Annotated in this window: 16 protein-coding genes; 7 read left to right on the plus strand and 9 right to left on the minus strand. The window is 74.8% G+C overall.

What is annotated here, in order from left to right:
- Positions 1-75: 75 nt before the first annotated feature.
- The 4 genes from CG747_RS04485 (at position 76) to CG747_RS04500 (ending at position 5,896) form a co-directional block, all read left to right on the plus strand.
- Positions 76-1,458, plus strand: coding sequence for a glutamine synthetase family protein (locus CG747_RS04485; protein ID WP_100600284.1), 1,383 nt, complete (start codon positions 76-78; stop codon positions 1,456-1,458).
- Positions 1,452-2,645, plus strand: coding sequence for an amidohydrolase family protein (locus tag CG747_RS04490; protein ID WP_257980237.1), 1,194 nt, complete (start codon positions 1,452-1,454; stop codon positions 2,643-2,645). The genes CG747_RS04485 and CG747_RS04490 overlap by 7 nt, the downstream gene beginning before the upstream one ends.
- 58 nt (positions 2,646-2,703) lie before the next feature.
- Positions 2,704-4,011, plus strand: coding sequence for an MFS transporter (locus CG747_RS04495; RefSeq protein ID WP_100600285.1), 1,308 nt, complete (start codon positions 2,704-2,706; stop codon positions 4,009-4,011).
- A gap of 478 nt (positions 4,012-4,489) precedes the next feature.
- Positions 4,490-5,896, plus strand: coding sequence for an NADP-dependent succinic semialdehyde dehydrogenase (locus tag CG747_RS04500; protein WP_100600286.1), 1,407 nt, complete (start codon positions 4,490-4,492; stop codon positions 5,894-5,896).
- Between the two features lie 36 nt (positions 5,897-5,932).
- On the opposite strand, the gene CG747_RS04505 is transcribed toward CG747_RS04500, so the two are convergent.
- The 6 genes from CG747_RS04505 to CG747_RS04530 all read right to left on the minus strand — a co-directional run bounded on the left by CG747_RS04505 (position 5,933) and on the right by CG747_RS04530 (position 14,143).
- Positions 5,933-7,492, minus strand: a complete 1,560-nt coding sequence (locus CG747_RS04505) for a caspase family protein (RefSeq protein WP_100600287.1) — start codon at positions 7,490-7,492, stop codon at positions 5,933-5,935.
- Between the two features lie 127 nt (positions 7,493-7,619).
- The gene (locus tag CG747_RS04510; protein WP_100600288.1) at positions 7,620-9,767 is read right to left on the minus strand and encodes a SpoIIE family protein phosphatase; all 2,148 of its coding nucleotides are present in this window, start codon (positions 9,765-9,767) and stop codon (positions 7,620-7,622) included.
- A 116-nt stretch (positions 9,768-9,883) separates the two neighbouring features.
- Positions 9,884-11,113, minus strand: a complete 1,230-nt coding sequence (locus CG747_RS04515) for a metallophosphoesterase (protein WP_100600289.1) — start codon at positions 11,111-11,113, stop codon at positions 9,884-9,886.
- A 71-nt stretch (positions 11,114-11,184) separates the two neighbouring features.
- Positions 11,185-11,712: a DUF1990 family protein gene (locus CG747_RS04520; protein ID WP_100600290.1), complete on the minus strand. Its 528-nt coding sequence runs from the start codon at positions 11,710-11,712 to the stop codon at positions 11,185-11,187.
- The gene (locus tag CG747_RS04525) at positions 11,709-12,494 is read right to left on the minus strand and encodes a crotonase/enoyl-CoA hydratase family protein (protein ID WP_100600291.1); all 786 of its coding nucleotides are present in this window, start codon (positions 12,492-12,494) and stop codon (positions 11,709-11,711) included. The genes CG747_RS04520 and CG747_RS04525 overlap by 4 nt, the downstream gene beginning before the upstream one ends.
- Positions 12,494-14,143, minus strand: coding sequence for an acyl-CoA dehydrogenase family protein (locus CG747_RS04530; protein WP_100600292.1), 1,650 nt, complete (start codon positions 14,141-14,143; stop codon positions 12,494-12,496). Before CG747_RS04530 ends, CG747_RS04525 begins: the two co-directional genes overlap by 1 nt.
- A 92-nt stretch (positions 14,144-14,235) precedes the next feature.
- Here CG747_RS04530 and CG747_RS04535 point away from each other — a divergent pair, with 92 nt between their 5' ends.
- Both CG747_RS04535 and CG747_RS50655 read left to right on the plus strand, forming a co-directional pair.
- Positions 14,236-14,985, plus strand: coding sequence for a PaaX family transcriptional regulator C-terminal domain-containing protein (locus CG747_RS04535; protein ID WP_100600293.1), 750 nt, complete (start codon positions 14,236-14,238; stop codon positions 14,983-14,985).
- A 692-nt stretch (positions 14,986-15,677) separates the two neighbouring features.
- Complete coding sequence (locus tag CG747_RS50655) at positions 15,678-16,415, plus strand: transglycosylase family protein (protein WP_100600294.1); 738 nt, start codon at positions 15,678-15,680, stop codon at positions 16,413-16,415.
- A gap of 221 nt (positions 16,416-16,636) precedes the next feature.
- Here the strand turns inward: CG747_RS50655 and CG747_RS04545 are convergent, their stop codons facing one another.
- Together CG747_RS04545 and CG747_RS04550 are read right to left on the minus strand one after the other, a co-directional pair.
- On the minus strand, positions 16,637-18,073 hold the full coding sequence (locus CG747_RS04545) for an amino acid permease (RefSeq protein WP_100600295.1): 1,437 nt from the start codon (positions 18,071-18,073) through the stop codon (positions 16,637-16,639).
- Positions 18,074-18,150: 77 nt separating this feature from the next.
- Positions 18,151-19,335, minus strand: coding sequence for a lactonase family protein (locus CG747_RS04550; RefSeq protein ID WP_100600296.1), 1,185 nt, complete (start codon positions 19,333-19,335; stop codon positions 18,151-18,153).
- Positions 19,336-19,579: 244 nt separating this feature from the next.
- On the opposite strand from CG747_RS04550, the gene CG747_RS04555 reads away from it, so the two are divergent.
- Positions 19,580-20,668 carry a tetratricopeptide repeat protein gene (locus tag CG747_RS04555; RefSeq protein WP_100600297.1) on the plus strand — a complete coding sequence of 363 codons (1,089 nt, stop codon included), beginning with the start codon at positions 19,580-19,582 and terminating at the stop codon, positions 20,666-20,668.
- Here the strand turns inward: CG747_RS04555 and CG747_RS04560 are convergent.
- On the minus strand, positions 20,562-21,986 hold the full coding sequence (locus CG747_RS04560) for a lipase maturation factor family protein (protein ID WP_100600298.1): 1,425 nt from the start codon (positions 21,984-21,986) through the stop codon (positions 20,562-20,564). The genes CG747_RS04555 and CG747_RS04560 overlap by 107 nt on opposite strands.
- Between the last annotated feature and the right edge of the window lie 170 nt (positions 21,987-22,156).

Below are 22,156 nucleotides of genomic sequence, written 5' to 3' on the forward strand. Positions count from 1 at the left end.
GGAGGCCCTGGCCGATCCGGGCACTCAGCGGGAACGGGCGCCGAGGGATCGGCACGGCCACGTAAGGACTGTTCTATGGGATCGCGGGCGGAAGAGCGCGAGAGCGCCCGCCAGTTGGCGGCGCGACTCGACGCGGAGGGCGTCGGCAACATCGCGCTGACCTGGGTGGACAACGCGGGCATCACCCGCGTCAAGTCGATTCCGGCGGCGCGGCTGGCGGACGTCGTGGAACGCGGCGTCGGGATGTCGCCGGTCTTCGACGTCTTCACCTCCGACGACGCCGTCACCGCCTCCGACCACCTCGGCGGCCCCGACGGCGATCTGCGGCTCTTCCCCGACCTGGACCGGCTCACCACCCTCGCCGCGCAGCCCGGCTGGGCCTGGGCGCCGGTCGACCGCTACGACCAGTCGGGGCAACCCCACCCCGCCTGCCAGCGGCTGTTCGCCCGCCGGATGGTCGACCGGGCCGCCGCCGCCGGCCTCGACCTGCGGATGGGCTTCGAGACGGAGTGGGTGGTCACCCGCGCCCCGCAGGGGCCCGCCGACGCCGAACTGCTCGACTACCCCTGCACCGGCCCCGCCTACGGCATGACCCGGGTCGTCGAGCTCTCCGACTACCTCCGGGACGTCACCGAAGCCCTCACCGTCCAGGGCGTCCAGGTCCTCCAGCTCCACCCCGAGTACGCGCCCGGCCAGTTCGAGGTCAGCACCGCCCCCGGTGACCCGCTGCGCGCCGCCGACGACGTCGTCCTGGTCCGCGAGACGATCCGCGCGGTCTCCACCCGGCACGGGCTGCGCACCACCTTCGCCCCGTCCGTCGTCGCCGGCGAGGTCGGCAACGGCTGCCACCTCCACCTCAGCCTCCACCGCGCGGGGACGAGCCTGCACCGGACCGCCGGCGCCGACTGGGGCCTGGCGCCCGACGCGGTGGCGTTCCTCGCCGGCGTCCTGGACACGCTGCCCGCCCTGCTCGCCATCGGCTGCCCCTCGCCCGCCAGTTACCTGCGGCTGCAGCCCTCCCACTGGGCCGGGGTCTACCAGTGCTGGGGCGTGGAGAACCGCGAGGCGGCGCTCCGGCTGATCACCGGCGCCCCCGACGACCCCGACGGCGGCCACGCCGAGATCAAGCCCTTCGACGCCGTCGGCAACCCCTACCTCGTGGTCGGCGCGGTGATCGCCGCCGGGCTGCACGGCATCGAGACCGGCGCCCACCTGCCCGCCCCGCAGCCCGGCGACCCGGGCGTCCTCGGCGTCCGCGAGCGCGCCCGGCGCGGCATCGTCCGGCTGCCCGCCACGCTCACCGAGGCCGCCGACCGGTTCGAGAAGTCGACGCCGCTGCGCGAGGCGCTCGGCGAGGTGCTGCACGGTGCGGTGCTCGCGGTCCGGCGGGCCGAGGAGGCCCACTTCGAGGAGCGCGAACCGGAAGAGATCGCCGCGGCCACCCGCTGGCGCTGGTGACGGCCGCGAACGCCCCGGGGCCCGGCGCCGGCTCCGCGGTGCTGGACGGACTGCCGCCGCTGGTGGACCACCACTGCCACGGCGTGATCCGTTACGAACCGGACCCCGGGACGTTCGCCGCGTTCCTCACCGAAGCGGACCGGCCGCCCGCGGCGGGCACCACCTTCTTCGACACCCAGACCGGCTTCGCGGTCCGCCGCTGGTGCCCGCCGCTGCTCGACCTGCCCGAGCACTGCCCGCCCGAGCACTATCTGGCCCGCCGCCGCGAACTGGGCCCGGACGAGACCCGGCGGCGGCTGCTGACCGCCACCGGGATCGGCGCCTACCTTCTCGACACCGGGCTGTCCGGCGACCTGACCGGACCGGCCGAGACCGCCGGTGCGGGCGGCGGCACCGGACACGAGGTGGTGCGGCTGGAAGCCCTGGCCGAGCGGACCGCGGCCGGCCACCGCGGGGCCGGTACGGCGGACGCCGCCGAGGAGTTCGCGGGCGACCTCGCCCGCGCCGTGCGGGCGGCCGCGGACACCGCGGTCGCGTTCAAGTCGGTGGCCGCCTACCGGCACGGCCTCGCCCTGGCCCCCGCGCCGCCCGGCCCGGACGCGGTGCGCACGGCGGCCCGCGACTGGCTCGGCGCGGGCGCGCCCCGGCTCACCGACCCGGTCCTGCTGCGCCACCTCGTCTGGCTCGCCGTCGCCACCGGCCGCCCGCTCCAACTGCACACCGGCTTCGGCGACCCCGACCTGCGGCTGGACCACGCCGATCCGACGCTGCTCACCGACCTCGTCCGGGCCACCGCGGACACCGGCACCGACCTGGTGCTGCTGCACTGCTACCCGTACCACCGGCAGGCCGCCTACCTGGCCGGGGTCTTCCCGCACGTCTACGCCGACGTCGGGCTGACCCTCACCCACGTCGGCCCGCGGGCCGCCGCGGTGCTCGCCGAATTCCTGGAACTGGCGCCGTTCGGCAAGCTGCTGTTCTCCACCGACGCCTACGGCCTGCCGGAGCTGTACGCGGTGGGCAGCGCGCTGTTCCGGTCGGCGCTGGGGGAGGTGCTGGGCGGCTGGACGGCGTCCGGTGCCTGGTCGGCGGCGGACGCCCGGCGGGTCGCGGCGATGATCGCGGCGGGCACCGCGCGCCGGGTGTACGGGCTGCCGGACGACGGTCCGCCGGACGCCGAACGGTAAGGGGCAGTCGGCTCATTCACCTATTCCGCCGCGGCCCGATGACGTGGTTTACTGCTGCGTGCCACGTACAACGACCTCTGACGCGCCGGCCGATGACCAGGCCGGAAAGGGCGAAAAGCCCCGAATAGCGCGGCGCGGGCGGATCTTCGCCGATCTGACCCCGCTGCGCACCTCGCCGGACTACCGCCGCCTGTGGTGCGGCAACACTGTCTCCTGGATGGGCCAGCAGATGACCGCGCTGGCGGTCTCCCTCCAGGTCTACGCCCTCACCCGCTCCACCTTCTCCGTCGGCCTGGTGGGCCTGTGCTCCCTGGTCCCGCTGGTCGTCTTCGGGCTCTACGGCGGCGCCATCGCCGACACCGTCGACCGCCGCAAGCTGGGCCTGTACAGCGCCGCCGGCGCCACCGCGATGTCCGTGACGCTGGCCGCCGCGGCACTGGCCGGCTACCACCGGGTCTGGCTGCTCTACACCGTCGTCGCCCTCCAGGCCGTCTGCTTCGCGATGAACTCCCCGGCCCGCTCGTCGATGATCCCCCGGCTGCTGCCCACCGAGCAGCTGCCGGCCGCCAACGCCCTCCAGTCGCTCACCTCCAACCTCGGCCTGATGGGCGGGCCGATGCTGGGCGGCGTGATCGTCGGCCTGTGGGGCTACCAGGCGGCTTACCTGATCGACGTGGCGGCCTTCAGCGCCTCGCTCTACGCGATGTGGCGCCTGCCCGCCATGCGGCCCGAGCAGGGCGAGGGACCGGCCCGCCGGGCCTCGGTCCTGGACGGCCTGCGGTTCCTCGCCACCCGCCCCAACCTGCGGATGACGTTCTTCTCCGACCTCGCGGCGATGGTGCTGGCCCAGCCCCGCGCGCTGTTCCCCGCGGTCGCCGCGCTCTGGTTCGGCGGCGACGCCAAGACCGTCGGCCTGCTGGTCGCCGCCCCCGCGGTCGGCGCCGTCCTGGGCGGCCTGTTCTCCGGCTGGCTCGGCGGCATCCGCCGCCACGGCCTGGCCATCCTGATCTCGGTGGCGGCCTGGGGCGCCGCCGTGGCCGCGTTCGGGCTCTCCCGGCACCTGTGGCTGGGCCTGTTCTTCCTGGCCGTCGCGGGCTGTGCGGACACCGTCTCCATGGTGTTCCGCAGCACCATGCTCCAGGCCGCCACCCCGGACGAGATGCGGGGCCGCCTCCAGGGCGTCTTCATCGTGGTGGTCGCCGGCGGCCCCCGGCTCGGCGACTTCCTCGCCGGTTCCGCGGCCGATCTGACCTCGCCCGCCACCGCGGTGATCGGCGGCGGCCTGGCCTGCGTCCTGGTCGTCACCGCGCTGGGGCTGGGCCGCCGCGCCTTCGCCCGGTACGACGCCCGGGACCCGCAGCCGTGACGGACGGGCGCCGGGCCGGGCGGTGACGGGGGACCGGCCCGGCGCCGGAATCCGCCGTGCGTCCGGGCCATCGACGGGCCAGACTCGGGTACGGGGGCTCCTACGCCACCCGTCGTCTCATCCCGGAGGCCCGTCGTGCAGCGGCAACCGCTCGTCCGCCGTGACCGCACACCCGACTGCGACCACCGGCCCCCGCCGGTCCCCCCGGACCCCGGAGGCCCACCGCCCGGCCCCGTTCCGGAACCGCCCCCCGGCCCCGTGCCGCCCGAGCCGATTCCCGGGCCGCCCACCCCGCCGGCACCGCCGGACCCGATACCCCCGGAACCCTCACCGGTGCCCCGCCCACCCGGCCCCGACCTGGACCCGGTCCCGGAGCCGTCCCCGGTCCCGCAGCCGCTCACGCAGGCGCCGCCCGGCCCTCCCTAGCGCCCGGCCCCGGCGTCCCGCCACCGCACCGCACCGCAAGGAGGTGCCGACCATGGCCAACACGGCCATCGCCACGGTCAACCCGGCCACCGGCGAGACCCTCAAGACCTTCGACGCGCTCAACGCGGGCGAGATCGAGGACCGCCTGGTCCGCGCCGAACAGGCCTTCCAGGACCACCGCAGCACGTCCTTCGCCCACCGCGCCGAACTCCTGCACCGCGCCGCCGACCTGCTCGAAGCCGACCAGGACGGCATCGCGCGCACCATCACCACCGAAATGGGCAAACCACTGGCCCAGGCCCGCGCCGAGGCCGCGAAATGCGTCAAGGCGATGCGCTGGTACGCCGACCACGCCGAGGCGCTCCTCGCCGACGAGCGGCCCGACCCCGCCGACGTCCACGACTCCGGCGCGGCCCGCGCGGTGGTGCGCTACCGGCCGATCGGCACCGTCCTCGCGGTGATGCCGTGGAACTTCCCGCTCTGGCAGGTCGTCCGGTTCGCCGCGCCCGCCCTGATGGCCGGCAACACCGGACTGCTCAAACACGCCTCCAACGTCCCGCAGACCGCGCTCTACCTGGAGGAGCTGTTCCGCCGCGCCGGCTACCCCGACGGCTGCTTCCAGACCCTGCTGATCGGCTCGGGCGCCGTCGAGGAGGTGCTGCGCGACCCGCGGATCGCCGCCGCCACCCTCACCGGCAGCGAACCCGCCGGCCGTGCGGTCGCCGCCGCCGCCGGCGACGAGATCAAGAAGACCGTCCTGGAACTCGGCGGCAGCGACCCCTACGTCGTCCTCCCCTCGGCCGACCTCGACAAGGCCGCCCGGGTCGCCGTCACCGCCCGCGTCCAGAACAACGGCCAGTCCTGCATCGCCGCCAAGCGGTTCATCGTCCACACCGACGTCCACGACGCCTTCGCCGAGCGGTTCACCGCGGGGATGGCCGCGCTGACCGTCGGCGACCCGATGGACGAGGCCACCGACGTCGGACCGCTCGCCAGCGAACAGGGCCGCTCCGACCTGGAGGAACTCGTCGACGACGCGGTCCACCGGGGCGCCCGGGCCCTGTGCGGCGGCGGCCGCCCGCCCGAGCGCCACGCCGGGTGGTTCTACGAGCCGACCGTGCTCGCCGGCATCACCCCGAGCATGCGGATCCACCACGAGGAGGCGTTCGGCCCGGTCGCCACGCTGTACCGCGTCGCCGACCTGGACGAGGCGGTCACGCTCGCCAACGACACGCCGTTCGGCCTGAGTTCCAACGCCTGGACCCGGGACGCCGCCGAACAGGAGCGCCTGGCCCGGGACCTCCAGGCCGGCGGGGTGTACTTCAACGGCATGACCGCCTCCCACCCCGGCCTCCCGTTCGGCGGCGCCAAGCGCTCCGGCTACGGCCGGGAGCTCTCCGGCCACGGCATGCGCGAGTTCTGCAACATGACGACGCTGTGGTACGGGCCGGAGGAGTGAGCCCGGGGCCCTGATCCGGCGGGACCGTCCGCCGGATCAGGGCCCCGCCCACAAGGTGACGGTCAGGCCGAAGGTCGGGTTGTCCGGCCCCGCGCCGCTGCTGCTGTCCGCCGGGTCCACCTTGGTGAACGTCACCTTCGCCACCTGGTTCCGCGTGGACACCACGCACCAGACCGTACCGGCGGTGATCTTCCCGGCGTCGGGGTGCGGGCCGACCGGGTTGCCCTCGGCGGCCGCCCGGCAGGCCTCGGCGGTGTCCGTCCCGGCGTCGGCGGTGCCGGCCCGCACCGGGCTCATCATGCTGCCGCCGACCTCGATGACGGCCTGGGCGCCGTACATTCCCTTCAGGCAGCCCATATAGTCCAGGTCGCCGTCGGACGACGCGGACAGCGGGCTCGTGGCGACGGACGCCGCGTCGAGGTCGAGCGCCTGGAACGTGCCGCCCAGGCAGCTCGCCGCCCGCCAGGTCAGACGCTTGTCGCGGTAGACCACCTTCGCGGCGGCCGCGGTGCGTTCGGACTCCGGCGAAGGCGTGCCGGAGTCCGGCAGAGGGTTCCCGGGGGAGTTGCGGGGCCCGCCGGGGGTGGTGTGGGCGCCGGCCCCCTTGCGGTCGGCGGCGTCGCCGCCGCTTCCGTCGCCGGTTCCGAACACCCCCCGCACCAGCGACGACGTCAGCAGCACGGCGAGGGCGCCGCCCACCGCCGCGGCGAGCAGCACCGCCCGGCCGCGGCGCGCGGGCCGCGGCGCCGGGGCGGGGGCGCCGAGGTCGAACGGTGGCGGGCCGCCGGGCGGCGGGGTGCGCGGCGGAGGCGGCACCGGGCCCGCGGTGCGGGGTGCGCCCGCCGTACCCGGCACCCCCGACGGCCCCCGCATCAGCACCAGGGACCCGGCCGCCCCGGCCGAGCGGCGCTGCGGCCGCGGCAGCCCCCGGGCGTGCAGCGCCCGGTCGACCTTCCCGTGCACCTCGTCGAGGGTGAGCGGGACCGGCGCGGCCAGCGCGTCCAGCAGCGCGCCGGTGAAGGCGGTGTACGCCTCCCCGGCGGGCGCGTGGGCCGGGGCGGTGCGCGTGGTGGACGTCAGGGTGTAGGTGCCCGCCAGGTCGAGCTGGCCGAGGGCCAGGTCGGCCGGCCCGGCCATCGCGGAGACCGCCCGGCCCGAGAAGCAGCAGTCCACGACCAGTACCCGGGCCTTCGCCCGGGCCTCGCCCACATGCCGTTTCACCAGGTCGATCGGGACGGCGGAGAAACCCACCTGGTCGAGGTCGGTGTGCACCAGCCCCAGGTGCAGCAGCCCGGTGTCGTCCAGGACGCCGTGCCCCGCGTAGTAGACCAGCAGCGCCTCCTCGGCCTCCCGCACCGCCCAGGCCAGCGCCGCCCCGACGGCCGACTGGTCGGTGGGGTCGGCCACCACCCGGCAGTGCTCCGGGGCCAGCAGCCCCTGTGCGGGATGGGTCAGGGCCGCCCACAGCCCCTGGAGGTCGGCCGCGACCGACGGGATGCCCGGCAGGTCCGGGCTGGTGTAGCGGCCGGTACCGATCAGCACGGCGCGACTGCCGGGCCCGTACGGGAACCACCGGCCGGCGGTTCTGCCACTCATCGATGCCCTCCCCTGCATGACGAACGGTCGTCGCCATCCTGGCACGATCACCCCGCTCGCACGCCCGGTTCCGCAGGCCGGGTCCGGGGTATCCGCGGTGCCCATCTCCCGCGCCGCGTCGGTGAGTTCAGGATCCTCTGCCGGGCGGGTCGTCCGGCACCACGAACTCGCACCACAGCGCCTTGCCCGACCCCCGCGGCTCGGCACCCCAGCGGTCGGCCAGCGCCTCCACCAGCAGCAGGCCCCGCCCGGAGGTCGCCGTCTCGCCGGGCCGCCGGCGCCGCGGCCACTGACTGGACCGGTCCTCGACCTCCAGCCGGATCCGGCACGGCGAACCGGGCAGCAGCTCCACCGAGACCAGCGCGCCGCTCTCGGTGTGGGTGAGCGCGTTGGCGATCAGCTCCGAGGCGGCCACCTCCACGTCGTGGGTGACCGCACCCGCCCGCCACTGGTCCAGCGTGCGGCGCACCGCCGAGCGGACCTCCGCGGTGCCCGCCGGGTCGGCCTGGTGGACGTGCAGCCGCAGCCGCGGCGTGGCGGCCTCCCCGGGGATCGCGCTCCGGTGCAGCAGCAGGAGCGCCATGTCGTCGTCCGAACCGGGCTCGGCCCACAGGTGGTCGGAGAGCCGGTCGGCGAGCGCGTCCAGTGCGGTGGGCCCGGCGCGGACCGCGGCGGACAGCGCGTCGATCCCGGCCGAGATGTCCTGGCCGGGCTGTTCGACCAGCCCGTCGGTGCACAGCAGCAGCGTCGACCCCGGCTCCAGGAACAGCTGGGTCTCCGGGAAGTGGTCCTGCCCGAAGGCGGTGGCCAGGCCCAGCGGCAGCCCGCCGCTGATCTCCGGCCAGTCGATGTGCCGGGAGCTGTTGCAGATCAGCGGGCCCAGATGGCCGGCCCGGGCGAGGTACAGCGCCCCGGACTCCAGGTCGGCCTGGACGTAGGTGCAGGTCGCGAACCGCTCGGTCTCCAGCTCCGCCAGGAAGCGGGAGGCCCGCACCAGCACCGTCTCCGGCGGGTGGCCCTCACTGGCGTAGGCGCGCAGTGCGATCCGCAGTTGGCCCATCACCGCCGCGGCGTGCGTGTCGTGCCCCTGGACATCGCCGACCACCAGCCCGGTCCGGCCCTGCGGCAGCGCGATCACGTCGTACCAGTCGCCGCCGACGTCCCGGCCGACGCTCGCCGGGTGGTAGCGGACGGTGACCTCGCCGCCGGCGATCGGCGGCAGCAGGCGCGGCAGCATCGCCGCCTGAAGCCCGGTCGCGAACTCCCGCTCCTGGTCGAAGAGGGTGGCCCGCTGCAGGGACTGCGCCACCACACCGGCCAGGGCCAGCGCCAGGTTCCGGGCCTCCGGCGACTGCACCGCCGGCTCGTGGTTGAACAGCCCCAGCGCCCCGAGGACGGTGTCCTGCGCGACCAGCGGCAGGAAGGCGGCACTGCCGGTCGGCAGCACGTCGACGGAGGGGCGCAGCCGCGGATAGCGGGCGACCAGCTCACCGCGGGTGCTCAGGAAGCTGGGCCGCCGGGAGCGCACCGCGTCGGACAGCGGGAGGGTGTCGTCCAGCCGCGAGTTCATCATGTCGGCGGGCACCTCGCCGTCCAGCCCGGCGGTGGCGATCACCTCGAACCGGTCGTTCTCGACCAGGCCCAGCACCAGCGCGTCCGCGCCGAACCGCCGCGCGCCGCCGGTGCCGGTCAGCACCCGCGTCACGTCCGTCACCGACAGCGCGCGGGCCAGCGCCGCGGTGGTCTGCTGCACCATCACCGTCTGCCGCTGCCGCTCCTGCTGGAGCGAGCGCAGCAGCGCGGAGTCGGCGAGCTCGCTGGTCGCCTCCCGGACGATGCCGATGACCCGGTACGCGACGCCCTGCGCGTTGTGCAGGATCCGCCCCTGGGAGTGGGTCCAGCGCCGGGTCCCGTCGCGGCACTGGATCCGGAAGTACGCCCCGTAGGAGGAGTTGCCGTCCTGGAGGGCCTGGGAGAGCGCCGCGTCCAGCCGCAGGCCCTCCTCCGGGGGCACCCGGAGGGTCAGGGACGTCGGCGCGCCGTCGTACTCGCCGGGGCGCAGGTCGAAGACCTCCATGGCGCCGGGGTCCAGGTCCATGAACCCGCTGTCCAGGTCCCAGTCGAAGGTGCCCATGCGGTTCAGCGACAGCCGCTCGCGCAGCCCGATCGGCTCGTGGTGGGACACGCCGGGTGCCGCCTCCTCGACCCGGGGCGCGGCCCGGTCGGCGCGGGGGTCGTAGCCCTCCGCGGAGGGGTCGGGGGGCCGCTCGGCCATGCGAACACCTTAGGCGGGGCCCACGCGGCCCGCATTCCCGGCGGCCGGGACGGCGGCCGTGCCCCGCGGTGAACGGCGCCACCGCACGGTACGGCCGCGATCCACCGGACGGGTCCTCAGGCGGACGCCGTGGCCCGCGCCGCCGCTGCGACCGGCCGGGTGCTGTGCGTCCGGTGCGCCAGTGTGGCCCGCCGGGTCGGTACGTCGACGGTGTAGACGTCGAGGGTCAGCCGGGCGGCGGACGCCTTGAGGACCATGAAGCCGTGGTCGGCGAAGTTCTGCCAGGCGGCCGGGTGGTCGAAGTGCGCCCTGCCGTCGCCGGTCTTCGCCGCCGCGCCGCACACCACCTGCCGGGTGCCGCCGGTCCGGGCCGTCGGTTCCAGCACCTGGAGCGTGTGGTCGTGGCCGGACAGGATCAGGTCGGTCCGCCCGCAGACCACGTTCTCGTACAGGTCCTTGAGGTGGACGCCGCTGGTGTAGTGGCCGATGGTGAAGCCGTCGTAGGCGCCGGCGCTGCCGTGCTTGCCGTTGTTGAGGTACGGGTGGTGGCTCAGGACGACCTTCCAGCGGGCCCGGGACGCCCGCAGCGCACCGTCCAGCCAGGCCCGCTGCTCCCGCATGTACGGCCCGTCCCAGCGGTAGTACGGGTCGAGCTGGGCGACGTAGGACGACCAGGGGATGGTGTCGAGGGCGAAGAACTCCACCAGGGGGCGGGCGGCGGGCAGCGGCACGCTGTAGTAGCGGGCGGGCATGTACCAGCGCCGTGACCGGGTGGCGTACAGCACCTCCCGGTCGCCGCGGGACGGGTCGCCGCCGCTGCCCGGGATCAGCCCGGAGCAGTCGTGGTTGCCCAGCACCATCAGCCACGGCACGTCGATGCCGCTGTTGGGCTTCTCGAACTTGTCCTGGAATTCCGTGTCGTGGTCGGACTCCGGGCCGTTCTCGTAGAGGTTGTCGCCCAGGCCGACGGCCAGTCCCACCCCCTCGGCCCGGCAGACGTCCCGGGCGGCGGCCGCCACCGCGTACTGGGCCGCGTCCCCGGTGCCCGCGTCCCCGATGATCAGGATGGCGAACTCGCCCTTGCCGTTGGGGTGTTCGGGGAACGGGAAGGAGCCGGCCGGGCCGCCGGAGCGCGGTGCGGCGGCGGCCGTCCCGGCGCCCGCGGGCAGGGCCGCCAGCGCCGCGCCGGCCATCGCCCCGCCCAGCACCGCGCGGCGCCCCACATACCCCGGGACCCGGCCGGTGGTCCGCGGCAGCGGTCCGCCGGCCGGTGTCCGGGGGTCGGTCCGCAGCCACTCCTGCTCGGTCAAGTCCGCTTGCGGCGGGATCAGTTCGTCATCGCACATGCCTGGCTTTCTCTCACGGCGGGCCGGGCCGGTGGTGACGGAACGATGAAGCCGGGGTGGACGTATGGCGATCAGCGGCGGTCGTCCGCGCCACCGGCCAGCCGGCGCAGCGTCGCGCCTAGATGACGGGCGTACCCGCGCTGCAACACCGGGACCAGTGGCCCGGCGAGGCGGGTGAGTGCGCGGGCGGGCCGGCTGAAGGCGGTGACGGTGAGCCACACCGAGCCGTCCGGGCGCCGCTCGACGACGAACGCCTCCTCGCCGCACTCCGGGTGGCCCGCCCGGGTCCCGTACGCGAAGCCCGCCCGGTCCGCCTCGTCGACGGTCCACACCACCCGGCACGGGGCGGTGATCCGCAGCGGGCCGGCGCCCAGCGAGACGTCGACGGTCACGCCCGGGGCGGCCCGCGGTGCGCCGGCCCGGATGCGGGTGCCGGCCGCCCGGTGCATTCGGAAGGTGGCCACCGCGTCGCCGGCGGCGGCGAACACCGCCGGGCCGCTGCCGAGCCGGACCGCCTCGCGCAGGTGGTGGTAGCCGGGCGGCAGTGGGGCGCGCCGGGTGCCGCCCCGTTCGGGGTAGGTCAGGTCGTCGTCGGTCATCGGGCGTCGTCCGCCGCGCCGTGCCGTCCGGCGCCCGCCGCGAACCGTGCCGCGCCCGCCAGGCCCTCGGCCAACACGGCCTGCCCGTGCCGGAGTTCGATGGCCATGGCGGTCTCCTCGGTCCGGCCCTCCTGGTCCAGCAGGCCGGCCCGGTCGCTGCGCAGGCAGGCCTGCGGGAGGCGGGCCAGCTCCGCGGCCAGCCGCTCCGCCGCGGTGCGGGCGGTGCCGGTGGGCACCACCCGGTTGACCAGCCCGATGTCCAGGGCCTCCGCGGCCGGCACCGGACGCCCCGTCAGGACCAGGTCCATCGCCCGGCCCGCGCCGATCAGCCGGGGCAGCCGCACCGTGCCGCCGTCGATCAGCGGGACGCCCCACCGCCGGCAGAACACCCCGAAGACCGCCTCCTCCTCCGCCACCCGCAGATCGCACCAGAGCGCCAGCTCCAGCCCGCCGGCCACCGCGTGCCCGGCGACCGCCGCGATCACCGGCTTGCCGAGCCGCATCCGGGTCGGGCCCATCGGCCCGTCGCCGTCCGGCGCGACGCGGTTGCCGTGCGCGGTGCCGACCGCCTTGAGGTCGGCACCGGCGCAGAACGTGCCGCCCTCGCCCCACAGCACCGCCACCCGCGCGTTCTCGTCGTCGTCGAACTCCCGAAAGGCATCCGCGAGTTGACGTGCAGTCGGGCCGTCGACGGCGTTCCGGGCGGCCGGCCGGGACAGCACCACCGTCGTCACCGGACCGGCCCGCTCGACCCGTACGGGGGCGCCGGGGTCCCCGGGCATCAGGCGGCGTCCCCGCCGGTCCGGGCGCCCCCGAGGACCCCGGAGAGGTCGGCGCCGGGCGGCAGGGTGCCGAAGGCGTGGCCCCACTCGCCGTCCAGCCGGGAGGCGCAGAACGCGTCGGCGACCGCCGGGGTGCTGTGCCGCACCAGCAGCGACCCCTGGAGCACCAGCGCCAGGCGTTCGGCCAGCGAACGGGCCATCAGCTGGGCCCGCTCCGGGTCGCCGAGCCCGCCGAGCATCTTGCGCAGTCCGGCCACCGCCGCGTCCAGCCGCCGGTCGGCGCCGGAGGCGGCCTCGACCTCGGTGAAGTAGGCGTCCAGCGCGGCCGGTTCGCGGGTCAGGGCGCGCAGCACGTCGAGCGCGGCGACGTTGCCCGAGCCCTCCCAGATCGACAGCAGCGGCGCCTCCCGGTACAGCCGCGGCATGCCCGATTCCTCGACGTAGCCGTTGCCGCCCAGGCACTCCAGGGCCTCCGCGGCGTGGCTGCTGCCCCGCTTGCACACCCAGTACTTCCCGGCCGCCAGCGCCAGCCGGCGCAGTGCCGCCTCCCCGGCGTCGCCGGCCTGCGACCGGTCCACCGCGGCCGCCAGCCGCATCGCCAGCACCGTGGCGGCCTCCGACTCGACGGCCAGATCGGCCAGCACCGAGCGCATCAGCGGCTGCCGGTCCAGCTCCCGCCCGAACGCCTGCCGGTGGGCGGTGTGGTGCAGGGCCTGCCGCAGCCCCGCCCGCATCCCGGCCGCCGAGCCCAGCACGCAGTCCAGCCGGGTCATGTTCACCATCTCGACGATGGTCCGCACCCCGCGGCCCGGCTCGCCGACCGGCCAGGCGACGGCGTCCTCGTACTCGATCTCGGACGAGGCGTTGGAGCGGTTGCCGAGCTTGTCCTTCAGGCGCATCAGCCGCATGCCGTTGCGGGTGCCGTCGGGCAGGACCCGTGGCACCAGGAAGCAGCTCAGCCCCTCGTCGGTCTGCGCCAGCGCCAGGAACACATCGCTCATCGGGGCCGAGGTGAACCACTTGTGGCCGGTGAGGCGGTAGCTGCCGTCCCCGGCCGGGACCGCCCGGGTGGTGTTGGCCCGGACGTCGGAGCCGCCCTGCTTCTCCGTCATCGACATGCCGGCGATCAGGCCGCGCTTGGTGAGGGGGGCGCGCAGCCCGAAGTCGTAGGTGCGGGCGGCGAGCAGCGGCTCGTACTGCGCGGCGAGGTCCGGTGCGGCGCGCAGGGCCGGCACCACGGCGTAGGTCATCGAGACGGGGCAGCCGTGGCCGGGCTCGGCCTGCGACCAGACGTAGAACTTGGCGGCGCGCACCAGGTGCGCCCCCGGGCGCGGGTCGGTCCACGGCGCGGCGTGCAGGCCGTGCTCCACGGCGGTGGTCATCAGCTGGTGCCAGGCCGGGTGGAACTCGACCTCGTCCACCCGGTGCCCGAACCGGTCGTGGGTGTGCAGCCGGGGCGGCTGCTCCTCCGCCCAGCGCGCCTGGTCCTGCACCGCGGCCGAACCGGCCAGCGCGCCGAGTTCGCGTACCTCCTGCTCGCCCCACGCGCCGCCCTCCCGGCGCAGCGCCGCCAGCAGCGCCGGCTCGTCCGCGGCGCTGAAACCCGTCAGCGGCGGGGCCTGATTGGTTACTTCATGGGTGACGGTCATAGCCCGACATTACAGATTCTCAACGACCGGAGGAAGAGTGTAAGAGCGCCCGGGGCGGCGTTTCGTCCGCACGATCTAGACTTCCCGGACCTATGAACGACGCCCCACTCGCCCTCCGGCCGCTGACCGCCCGCTCCGTCGTGCTGAGCACCCTCCTCGGCCATCACCCGCCCCGGCTCCCGGTGCGCGCGCTGGTGCGGGTCGGCGAACTCTTCGGCATCGCCGAGGGGACGGTCCGGGTCGCGCTCTCCCGGATGGTCGCGGCCGGCGACCTGCGGCAGCAGTCGGGCGGCTACGCGTTGACCGCCCGACTGCTGGCGCGCCAGGCCCGACAGGACGAGAGCCGTGCACCGCGGACCCGCCCGTGGCGCGGCGCCTGGGAGATCGCCGTGGTCACCGCGGACGGCAGCCGCCCGCCCGCCGAACGCACCGCCCTGCGCCAGGCGATGGCCGCGCTGCGGCTGGCCGAGCTGCGCGAGGGCAGCTGGCTGCGGCCCGCCAACCTCGACCGGCCCCACCCGCCGGTGGCCACCGCGCAGTGCACCTGGTTCACCGGCGCCCCCGACGGCGACCCGGCCGCGCTGGCCCGGAGCCTGTGGGACCTGGACGGCTGGGCGGCGCACGCCCGTGAGCTGCTGGCCGCGCTGGACCGCGCCGAGACCCCCGCCGACCGCTTCACCGTCGCGGCGGCGGTCCTCCGCCACCTCCTCACCGACCCGCTGCTGCCCGCGCCCCTCCTCCCGGACGCCTGGCCGGGCGCCGCCCTCCGCTCCCGCTACGACGCCTTCGAGGCCGAATTCCGGGAACGGCTCCGGCACTTCCTGGCCCCCGGCGACGGGTAGTGCGCTTGCCCCGCGCACGTGCCACCCCGTTGGCGCGGCGCTCCCCGCCCCCCGCGGACGGCGGGTCGGCCGGTCGGAGGGGCGCACGGGCGGCGCGGTGACGCGCACGGATGCGGAGCGTGCCGGCACGGGTGGGGGCGCAGGGAACGGGCCTCCTGGAGCGGTGCCGGTGCGCCGGGCCGGAACGCGCCGCGCGGCGGGCCGCCGCGGGCCGTACGGCCTGCCGACTTCCGGTGAAACCCGGGCGGTTGCACCGTCCCGACGGCCGTGCGCGGTGTGTGCGGCCCCCGCCGCGCGTATGCACCGAGGCCGGCGGATGCACGGGGCGTAACCTCCCGGAGTCGAACGCCCGGGCGATTGCCGGTCGGCCGGGCACCGGGGGCACAGGGGGTGCGCCCCTACCCGCCGGTGTGGTGTGCCATGCGGAGGATTTCGTACCCCTTCCGGCGGCGAGGGGGCAGACCGGTCGCCGAAAGCGCTACCGCGCGCTCTGCCGATGCCGACGCGGCCCATGGTTGTCTCTTCCTCGTCGAATTCGACCGCCCGGAGAAAGAAAACCCGACGATCCAGAATCCCAGAACTCGCCGAAAACGCTGACATCTCTGCGCGCCCACCGAAATACCGGCACCTTCCGGAATTCGAAAGCGGGCGACAACTCAGTACGCACAGCAACAAGCGACGGGAGTACGCACATGGAAACTCAGCAGGTACCGGAAACGCAGGAATCGCCGGAGCCGCAGGTACGCCGGGCAGCGGAAGTACGCGAACCGGCGGACCGGGCCGTCCGCGGCGAGGCACTGCGCGGCCGGGGGGCCCGGGGCGTCACCGCGGCCGCCGTCCTGCTGGCCGCCGGGGCGCTGGGCGCGGTGTCCGAGGAGCCGGCCGAAGCCGTCAGCAGCGGCACCTGGGACCGCCTGGCCCAGTGCGAAAGCGGCGGCGACTGGCGGATCGACACCGGCAACGGCTTCTCCGGGGGGCTCCAGTTCGGCCACTCGACCTGGCATTCCTTCGGTGGCCACGTCTATGCGTCCCGCGCCGCCCGGGCATCGCGGACCCAGCAGATCCAGGTCGCCGAACGCGTACTGGCCCGCCAGGGCTGGGGCGCCTGGCCCGCCTGCTCGGCCTCGCTGGGGCTGTACGGCGTCCCCCGCGGCGCCGCGCACACCACGCCGGCGCAGGGGCAGGCCGTACCCAAGCGCACCCACGGCCGGCCCCCCAAGCCCCAGGAAAAGCCCTACAAGAAGGATCGGCATCGCGTTCCCGGGGGTGCGGTGACGGTCAATGCGGGGGACACCCTGAGCGGTATCGCCGTCGTCCACGGAAAGCCGTGGCAGGAAATCTACCGACAGAATCGCCAGGTCATCGGCGAGGACCCGAACCTCATCTATCCGGGCACCCGACTCCAGGTACACGCATCCGGTACGAGGTGACCTGCGGCGGCTGAACCGACGCCGCAGCGGATCCGTGGCCGGGTAATTTCCGCGGAGTGAGTCAACGGAATGCAAGGGGCGAGAGATATTCCCCAACCTTGTTGTTCCGGTGACTTTCCGGGGAAATTGACGGGGGATCCAGGGGGAATTCCGGGAGTCGCTTCCCGAGGGGAGAGGGCAGGCCGTCCGTGGCGCCGCGGACGGCCTGCCCGGCACCGGAGCTAGGTGCGCCGGACCCGCCGCCGGATTTCGTAAGCGGCCAGGACGACACCCAGCGTGAGCAGGCTCAGCCAGAACTGCGCCCGACTGTCCGGCAGCACCGCCATCGCCCCGATCACCAGCGCCATCAGCGCCACGGTCAGCCGGCTGAGCCACGGGAAGCCCCACATCCGCAGGGTCAGCCGCGCCGGGGCGTCGCGTTCCAGTGTGCGCCGCATCCGTAGTTGCGCCACCGCGATCGCCAGATAGACGAACAGGGCGATGGCTCCATAGGAGTTGATGAGGAAGGTGAAGACGACATCGGGCGAGATCCACGCCGCGATCACCGACAGATATCCGACCGAGGTGCCGGCGAGCAGCGCCCGGCGCGGCACCCCGCTCGCACTGACCTTGGTGAAACCGCGCGGCGCGTCGCCGTTCCGGGTGAGGGCGAAGAGCATCCGCGACGAGGTGTAGAGCGCGGAATTCAGGCAGGAGAGCACCGCGACCAACACGATCGCGTTCATCACCGTCCCGGCCGCCGGCACCGCCAGCCGGTCCAGCACCGCCGCGTACGGGCTGACCTCGATCGCCTTCGACGTCCACGGCACCACCGCGACCACCAGGAAGATCGACAGCACGTAGAACGCCACCACCCGCAGCACGATCGACCGGATGGCGCCGGCCACCGCCCGCTCCGGCTCGGCCGACTCCGCGGCGGCGATGGTGACGATCTCGGCGCCGGTGAAGAAGCCCACGCAGGGCACCACGGCGGCCAGCACCGCACCGATCCCCTCCGGCGCGAACCCGCCGTGCGCGGTGAGCCCGGCCAGCCCGCCGGTCGACCCCGGCCATAGCCCGAGCACGTAGAGCGCGCCCAGGAAGAGAAACACCACGATCGCCACGACCTTGATCGACGAGAACCAGTACTCGAACTCGCCGTAGGAGCGCGCCGACACCATGTTCGTCGCCGTCAGCAGCGCCATCAGCACCAGGCTGACCGCCCACAGCGGGGCGCCGGGCAGCCACAGCCGGATGATCCGGCCGCCCGCCACCGCCTCGACCGCGACCACGATCACGAAGAAGTACCAGTACAGCCAGCCCACGGCGAACCCGGCCCGGTGCCCGAGGGTCTCCCGGACGTGCGCGTAGAAGGAGCCCAGCGCCGGGCGGGCCACCGTCATCTCGGCGAGCATCCGCATGATCAGCACGGTCAGGCCGCCGGCCGCCAGGAACGACACCACCGCGGCCGGCCCGGTCGACCGGACCACCACCCCGCTGCCCACGAACAGGCCGGCCCCGATCACGCCGCCCAGCGCGATCAACTGCATATGGCGGCGTTCGAGCCCCTGTCGGAGGCCCGTGCCGGCGGTTTGCGCGCCCGGTCCCGCCGGGTCCGGCCGCTGCGCCGGGGTGTTTGGTGCGGCACCGGCACCGGATGCTGTGGTTCCCGTACTCATGGGGCGCGACGCTAACGCGCCAATCCTGCGGGCCTGTTGCCGCAGTGTTTCAGCTGCGCCGGACCGGACGGCGACGGTCAGCGCGGCAGCACGCAGACCGCCATCGGAGCCGCGAACGGCTCACCGACCCGCACCAGCGCCCCGGTCCGGGCGTCCACCGCGAACACCGTCACCGACCCCGACTTCTGGTTCGCCGCGAACAGCCACCGCTGGTCCGGCGAGAACGCGATCTGCCGGGGGAAGTCGCCGCCCACCGGCACCGTGTCCAGCAGCCGCAACCGGGCCCCGGCCGCCGCCACGGCGTACCGGGTGAGGCTGTTGTGGCCGCGGTTGGCGAGGAAGGCGAACCGGCCGTCCCGGGTGACCAGGATCTGCGCCGGATAGCTGACGCCCGGGCCGGTCCCGGTGGACTGCGGCGCCCCGGGCGCCAGCCGCCCGCTGCGCGGGTCGTAGCCGCAGACCACCACGGTGTTGTCGACCTCGTTCGCCAGATAGGCGTACCTCCCCGACGGGTGGAAGGTCAGATGGCGGGGCCCGGCGCCGGGCCGCAGCGCCGCGTACGCCACCTGCGTCAGCTTCCCGGCCCGCGGGTCGAGCCGGTAGGTGTAGACGGTGTCGTTGCCGAGGTCCACGGCCAGCACATGGTGGCCGTCCGGAGCGGTGACGATCTGGTGCGCGTGCGGCCCGGTCTGTCCGGGGCCGGGCGGCGGGCTGTCGTGGACGACCAGGTCCGTGCGCGGGCCCAGCGCGCCGCTGCCGGGCTGGACCGGGTGCACGGCCACGCTCCCGGAGAGGTAGTTCGCGCTCAGCAGCCACCGCCCACCGGGGTGCACCGACAGGTGGCACGGCCCGGCCCCGCCGGTGGACCGGCTGCCCAGCACCACCGGCCCGCCGCCGTCCCGCGGCAGCGCGACCGCGGTCACCGCGCCGTCCTCCTGCTCGTCGACCGCGTAGAGTGTCCGGCGGTCCGGGGCCAGGGCCAGGTACGACGGGTCGGCGACGCCCGGGATCACTCCGGTGGCGGTGAGCGCACCGGTACCGGGGTTGTAGTCGGCCAGCCCGATGCCGGTGCCGCCGCCCGGCTTCGAGGTGTACGTCCCGAGGAACAACTGCCGCGGCCGCCGCTCCCCGCCCTCCGCGGCTGCCACTTCCGCGGCTGTGGTCACTCCTGCCACTCCCGCGACTCCCGCCGCGACGGCCCCGACCGCCCCGACGAACCGCCGCCGCCCGATGCCCCCGCGTGCCCCGACCGCCTCGTCCATCCCACACCTCCGGTGCCGTGCCCGTCAGGGTGGCCCGTCCCGCAACACCCCGCAAGAGCACCACTTGTGACGTCTCGTCAGATCTCTGACCCCGAGAACCCCGTACATCCCGATGATGACCACCCACCCCCTCCGTAGCACTCCAGTCGTACATCACAACCCATACGTGGACGGATTCGCCGCACGCCTCCTCTTCCGTACGTTCGTGAACACGGCAAACGCATGATCGAGAGGCCACGGATCGATGTACGGCAAGGCATTCGCCCCGGAGTACCAGGGCGAACTGGGCTCGGCGCTGAGCGTGAACTCCTCCTACGAGGAGGTGCTGGCCACCGCGCACCGGACACTCACCGAAGCGGACACCGCGCTCAAGCGGTCCAGAGCCCAGCTGGCCGTCGCCGAGGCCAACCGGCGACTGGGCAGGGTGGACGCGGCGGGCGCCGCCTGGCGCGCCGCCTACCGCAGCGGCCGGACCGCCGGCGACCCCGCCGCCATGGCCTGGGCCCTGTGGAGCGGCGGCACCCTCGCCCGCCAGTGCGGCACCCTGGCGCTGGCTCGGCGGCTGCTCACCCACGCGGTGGCCCTGGCCGAGACCGGCGGCGACCGCCTCGCCCACGGCTACTCCCTCGCCGGCCTCGCCGAGACCGGCCGCATCCAGGGCGACTACGCCGCCGTCGCCGACCTGCACGAGCAACTCCTGGAGCAGGCCCGGGCGCACGGCGAGGCCCGGCACATGGTCTGGGCGATGTCCGGCATCGCCCAGATGCACCGCAACACCGGCGACCACCGCAAGGCCCTGGAACTCTTCGAGGAGTCCGCCCGGATCGCCGCCGACGCCGACGACTTCCGCGGCCGCGCCTGGTCGCTGCGCGGGGTGGCCGACGTGCTCTCGGTCCGCGGCGAGCCGGACCGGGCGCTGGCCCTGCTGTCCGAGGCCGAGGCCATCTGCCGCACCATGGACCTGGCCGGTGCGCTCGCCTACAACCACAAGATGCGCGGCAACGTCCTCTACCGCGCCGGCCGCTACGCCGCGGCCCGCGACATCTACGCCCTCGCGCTGCGCGAGTTCCGGGAGATGCAGGAGCCGCGCGGTGAGGCGCTCTCCCGGCTGGGCCTGGCCAAGTCCCGCGCCCGACTGGGCCGCGACCGCACCGAAACCCTCGCCGAACTCGACGCCCTGGAGCGGGACTTCGCCCGGATCGGGCTGCGCCACGCCCGCGAGATGGTCATCGCCTTCCGTACAGAGCTGACCGCGACACCGGAGGCAGGAACTCCCGCTCCGCGGTCCGGTGCCACCACTCGCCGGTCTCCCGCAGTTCCCGCCAGGTCGTGAAGCGGTAGCGGAACACCCGGGCCCGCACCCGGGCCGGCGGCAGATCGGGGAACGGATTGCGGCGCAGCAGCCGCACGGTGTCCCGGTCGTTCTCCAGCAGCCGCGCCACGAACGGCACGAACCACGACCGGGCGTAGGCCGGCGAGAGCGCCGCGAACCACATCAGCCAGTCGAGCCGCAGATGGTAGGGGGCGAACTGGCGGGGCAGCCGCGCCGGTTCACCCGGCTTGCCGTGGAACTCGTAGGCGTGCCAGGTCGTACCGGGCCCGGAGACCGCGTCCGCGGTGCCCTCGACGACGATCTCCCGGCGCACCCGGGTGATGCTGCCGAACGCGCCGTAGGAGTTGACCAGGTGCAGCGGCTCGTACGAGGTGTTCATCAGCTGGCCCCGGGACAGCAGGTTGCGGGCCGGGCGGTAGCTGAGCGCGAGGACGCCGGCGGCCGCCGCGCACACCACCGCCTCGAACCACACCGGCGGTGCGCCCGGCGCCGGCGGGGTACCGCCCCACAGCGGGGCGGCGGCCGACAGCGCCAGGGCGATGGTGACCCAGTTCAGCCAGGAGAAGTTGCCGGACAGCACCAGCCACAGCTGGGTGGCGGCCATCCCCAGGGCCGCCCACCCGGCCACCGGCTGCGGGGTGAAGAGCAGTACCGGAAGGACGAGTTGGGCCACGTGGTTGGCGGCCGTCTCGGCCCGGTGCAGCGGCTTGGGCAGCCGGTGGAAGAACCAGCTGAGCGGCCCCGGCATCGGCTGGGTCTCGTGGTGGTAGTAGAGGCAGGTCAGATCGCGCCAGCAGCGGTCCCCGCGCATCTTGATCAGCCCGGCCCCGAACTCCACCCGGAAGAGCAGCCAGCGCAGCAGCCACATGATCGGCACCGGGGGAGCGGTGGCGGCGTTGCCGAGGAAGACCGCCAGCGCCCCCGCCTCCAGCAGCAGCGTCTCCCACCCGAACCCGTACCAGGTCTGCCCGACGTTGACGATGGACAGGTACATCGCCCACAGCACCGCCCACAGCGCCATCGCCGCCCCCAGCGGCACCGCGTCCGCCGCCCCCGCCGCGACCGCCGCCGCCAGCACCGCCCCGCTCCAGGCCCACGCCGCGAAGAAGCGGTCCGAGTAGTGCAGCTGGAAGACCGACGGGGACAGCCGGAACGGCGCCCGCGCCGTGAACGCCGGGATCGGCAGCATCCCGCGGGACCCCAGCAGCGCCCGGAACTGCCGGGCCGCGGCGAGGAACGCGACCAGGTAGAGCACCGCGAGCAGCCGCTGGAAGACCAGCCGCCCGAGCCAAGAACCGGGATCCGAGAACCATTCCACCCGCCCATGGGTAGCACCGCGGCCGCCGACGCACGGGCGCGGCGCGCGGGCGGGTGCCCCCGGCGCACGCGGACCGGCTTCCCACCTTACGGACGGCGTCGCACCCGGCAACCGGGGGCCCGCGAACGCCGCGCGGAAGAGGGGCTGACGGCCAACCGGGTGAATGACGC

Origin of the sequence: Streptomyces sp. CB02959, assembly GCF_002803155.1 — a bacterium.
Taxonomy (GTDB): domain Bacteria; phylum Actinomycetota; class Actinomycetes; order Streptomycetales; family Streptomycetaceae; genus Streptomyces.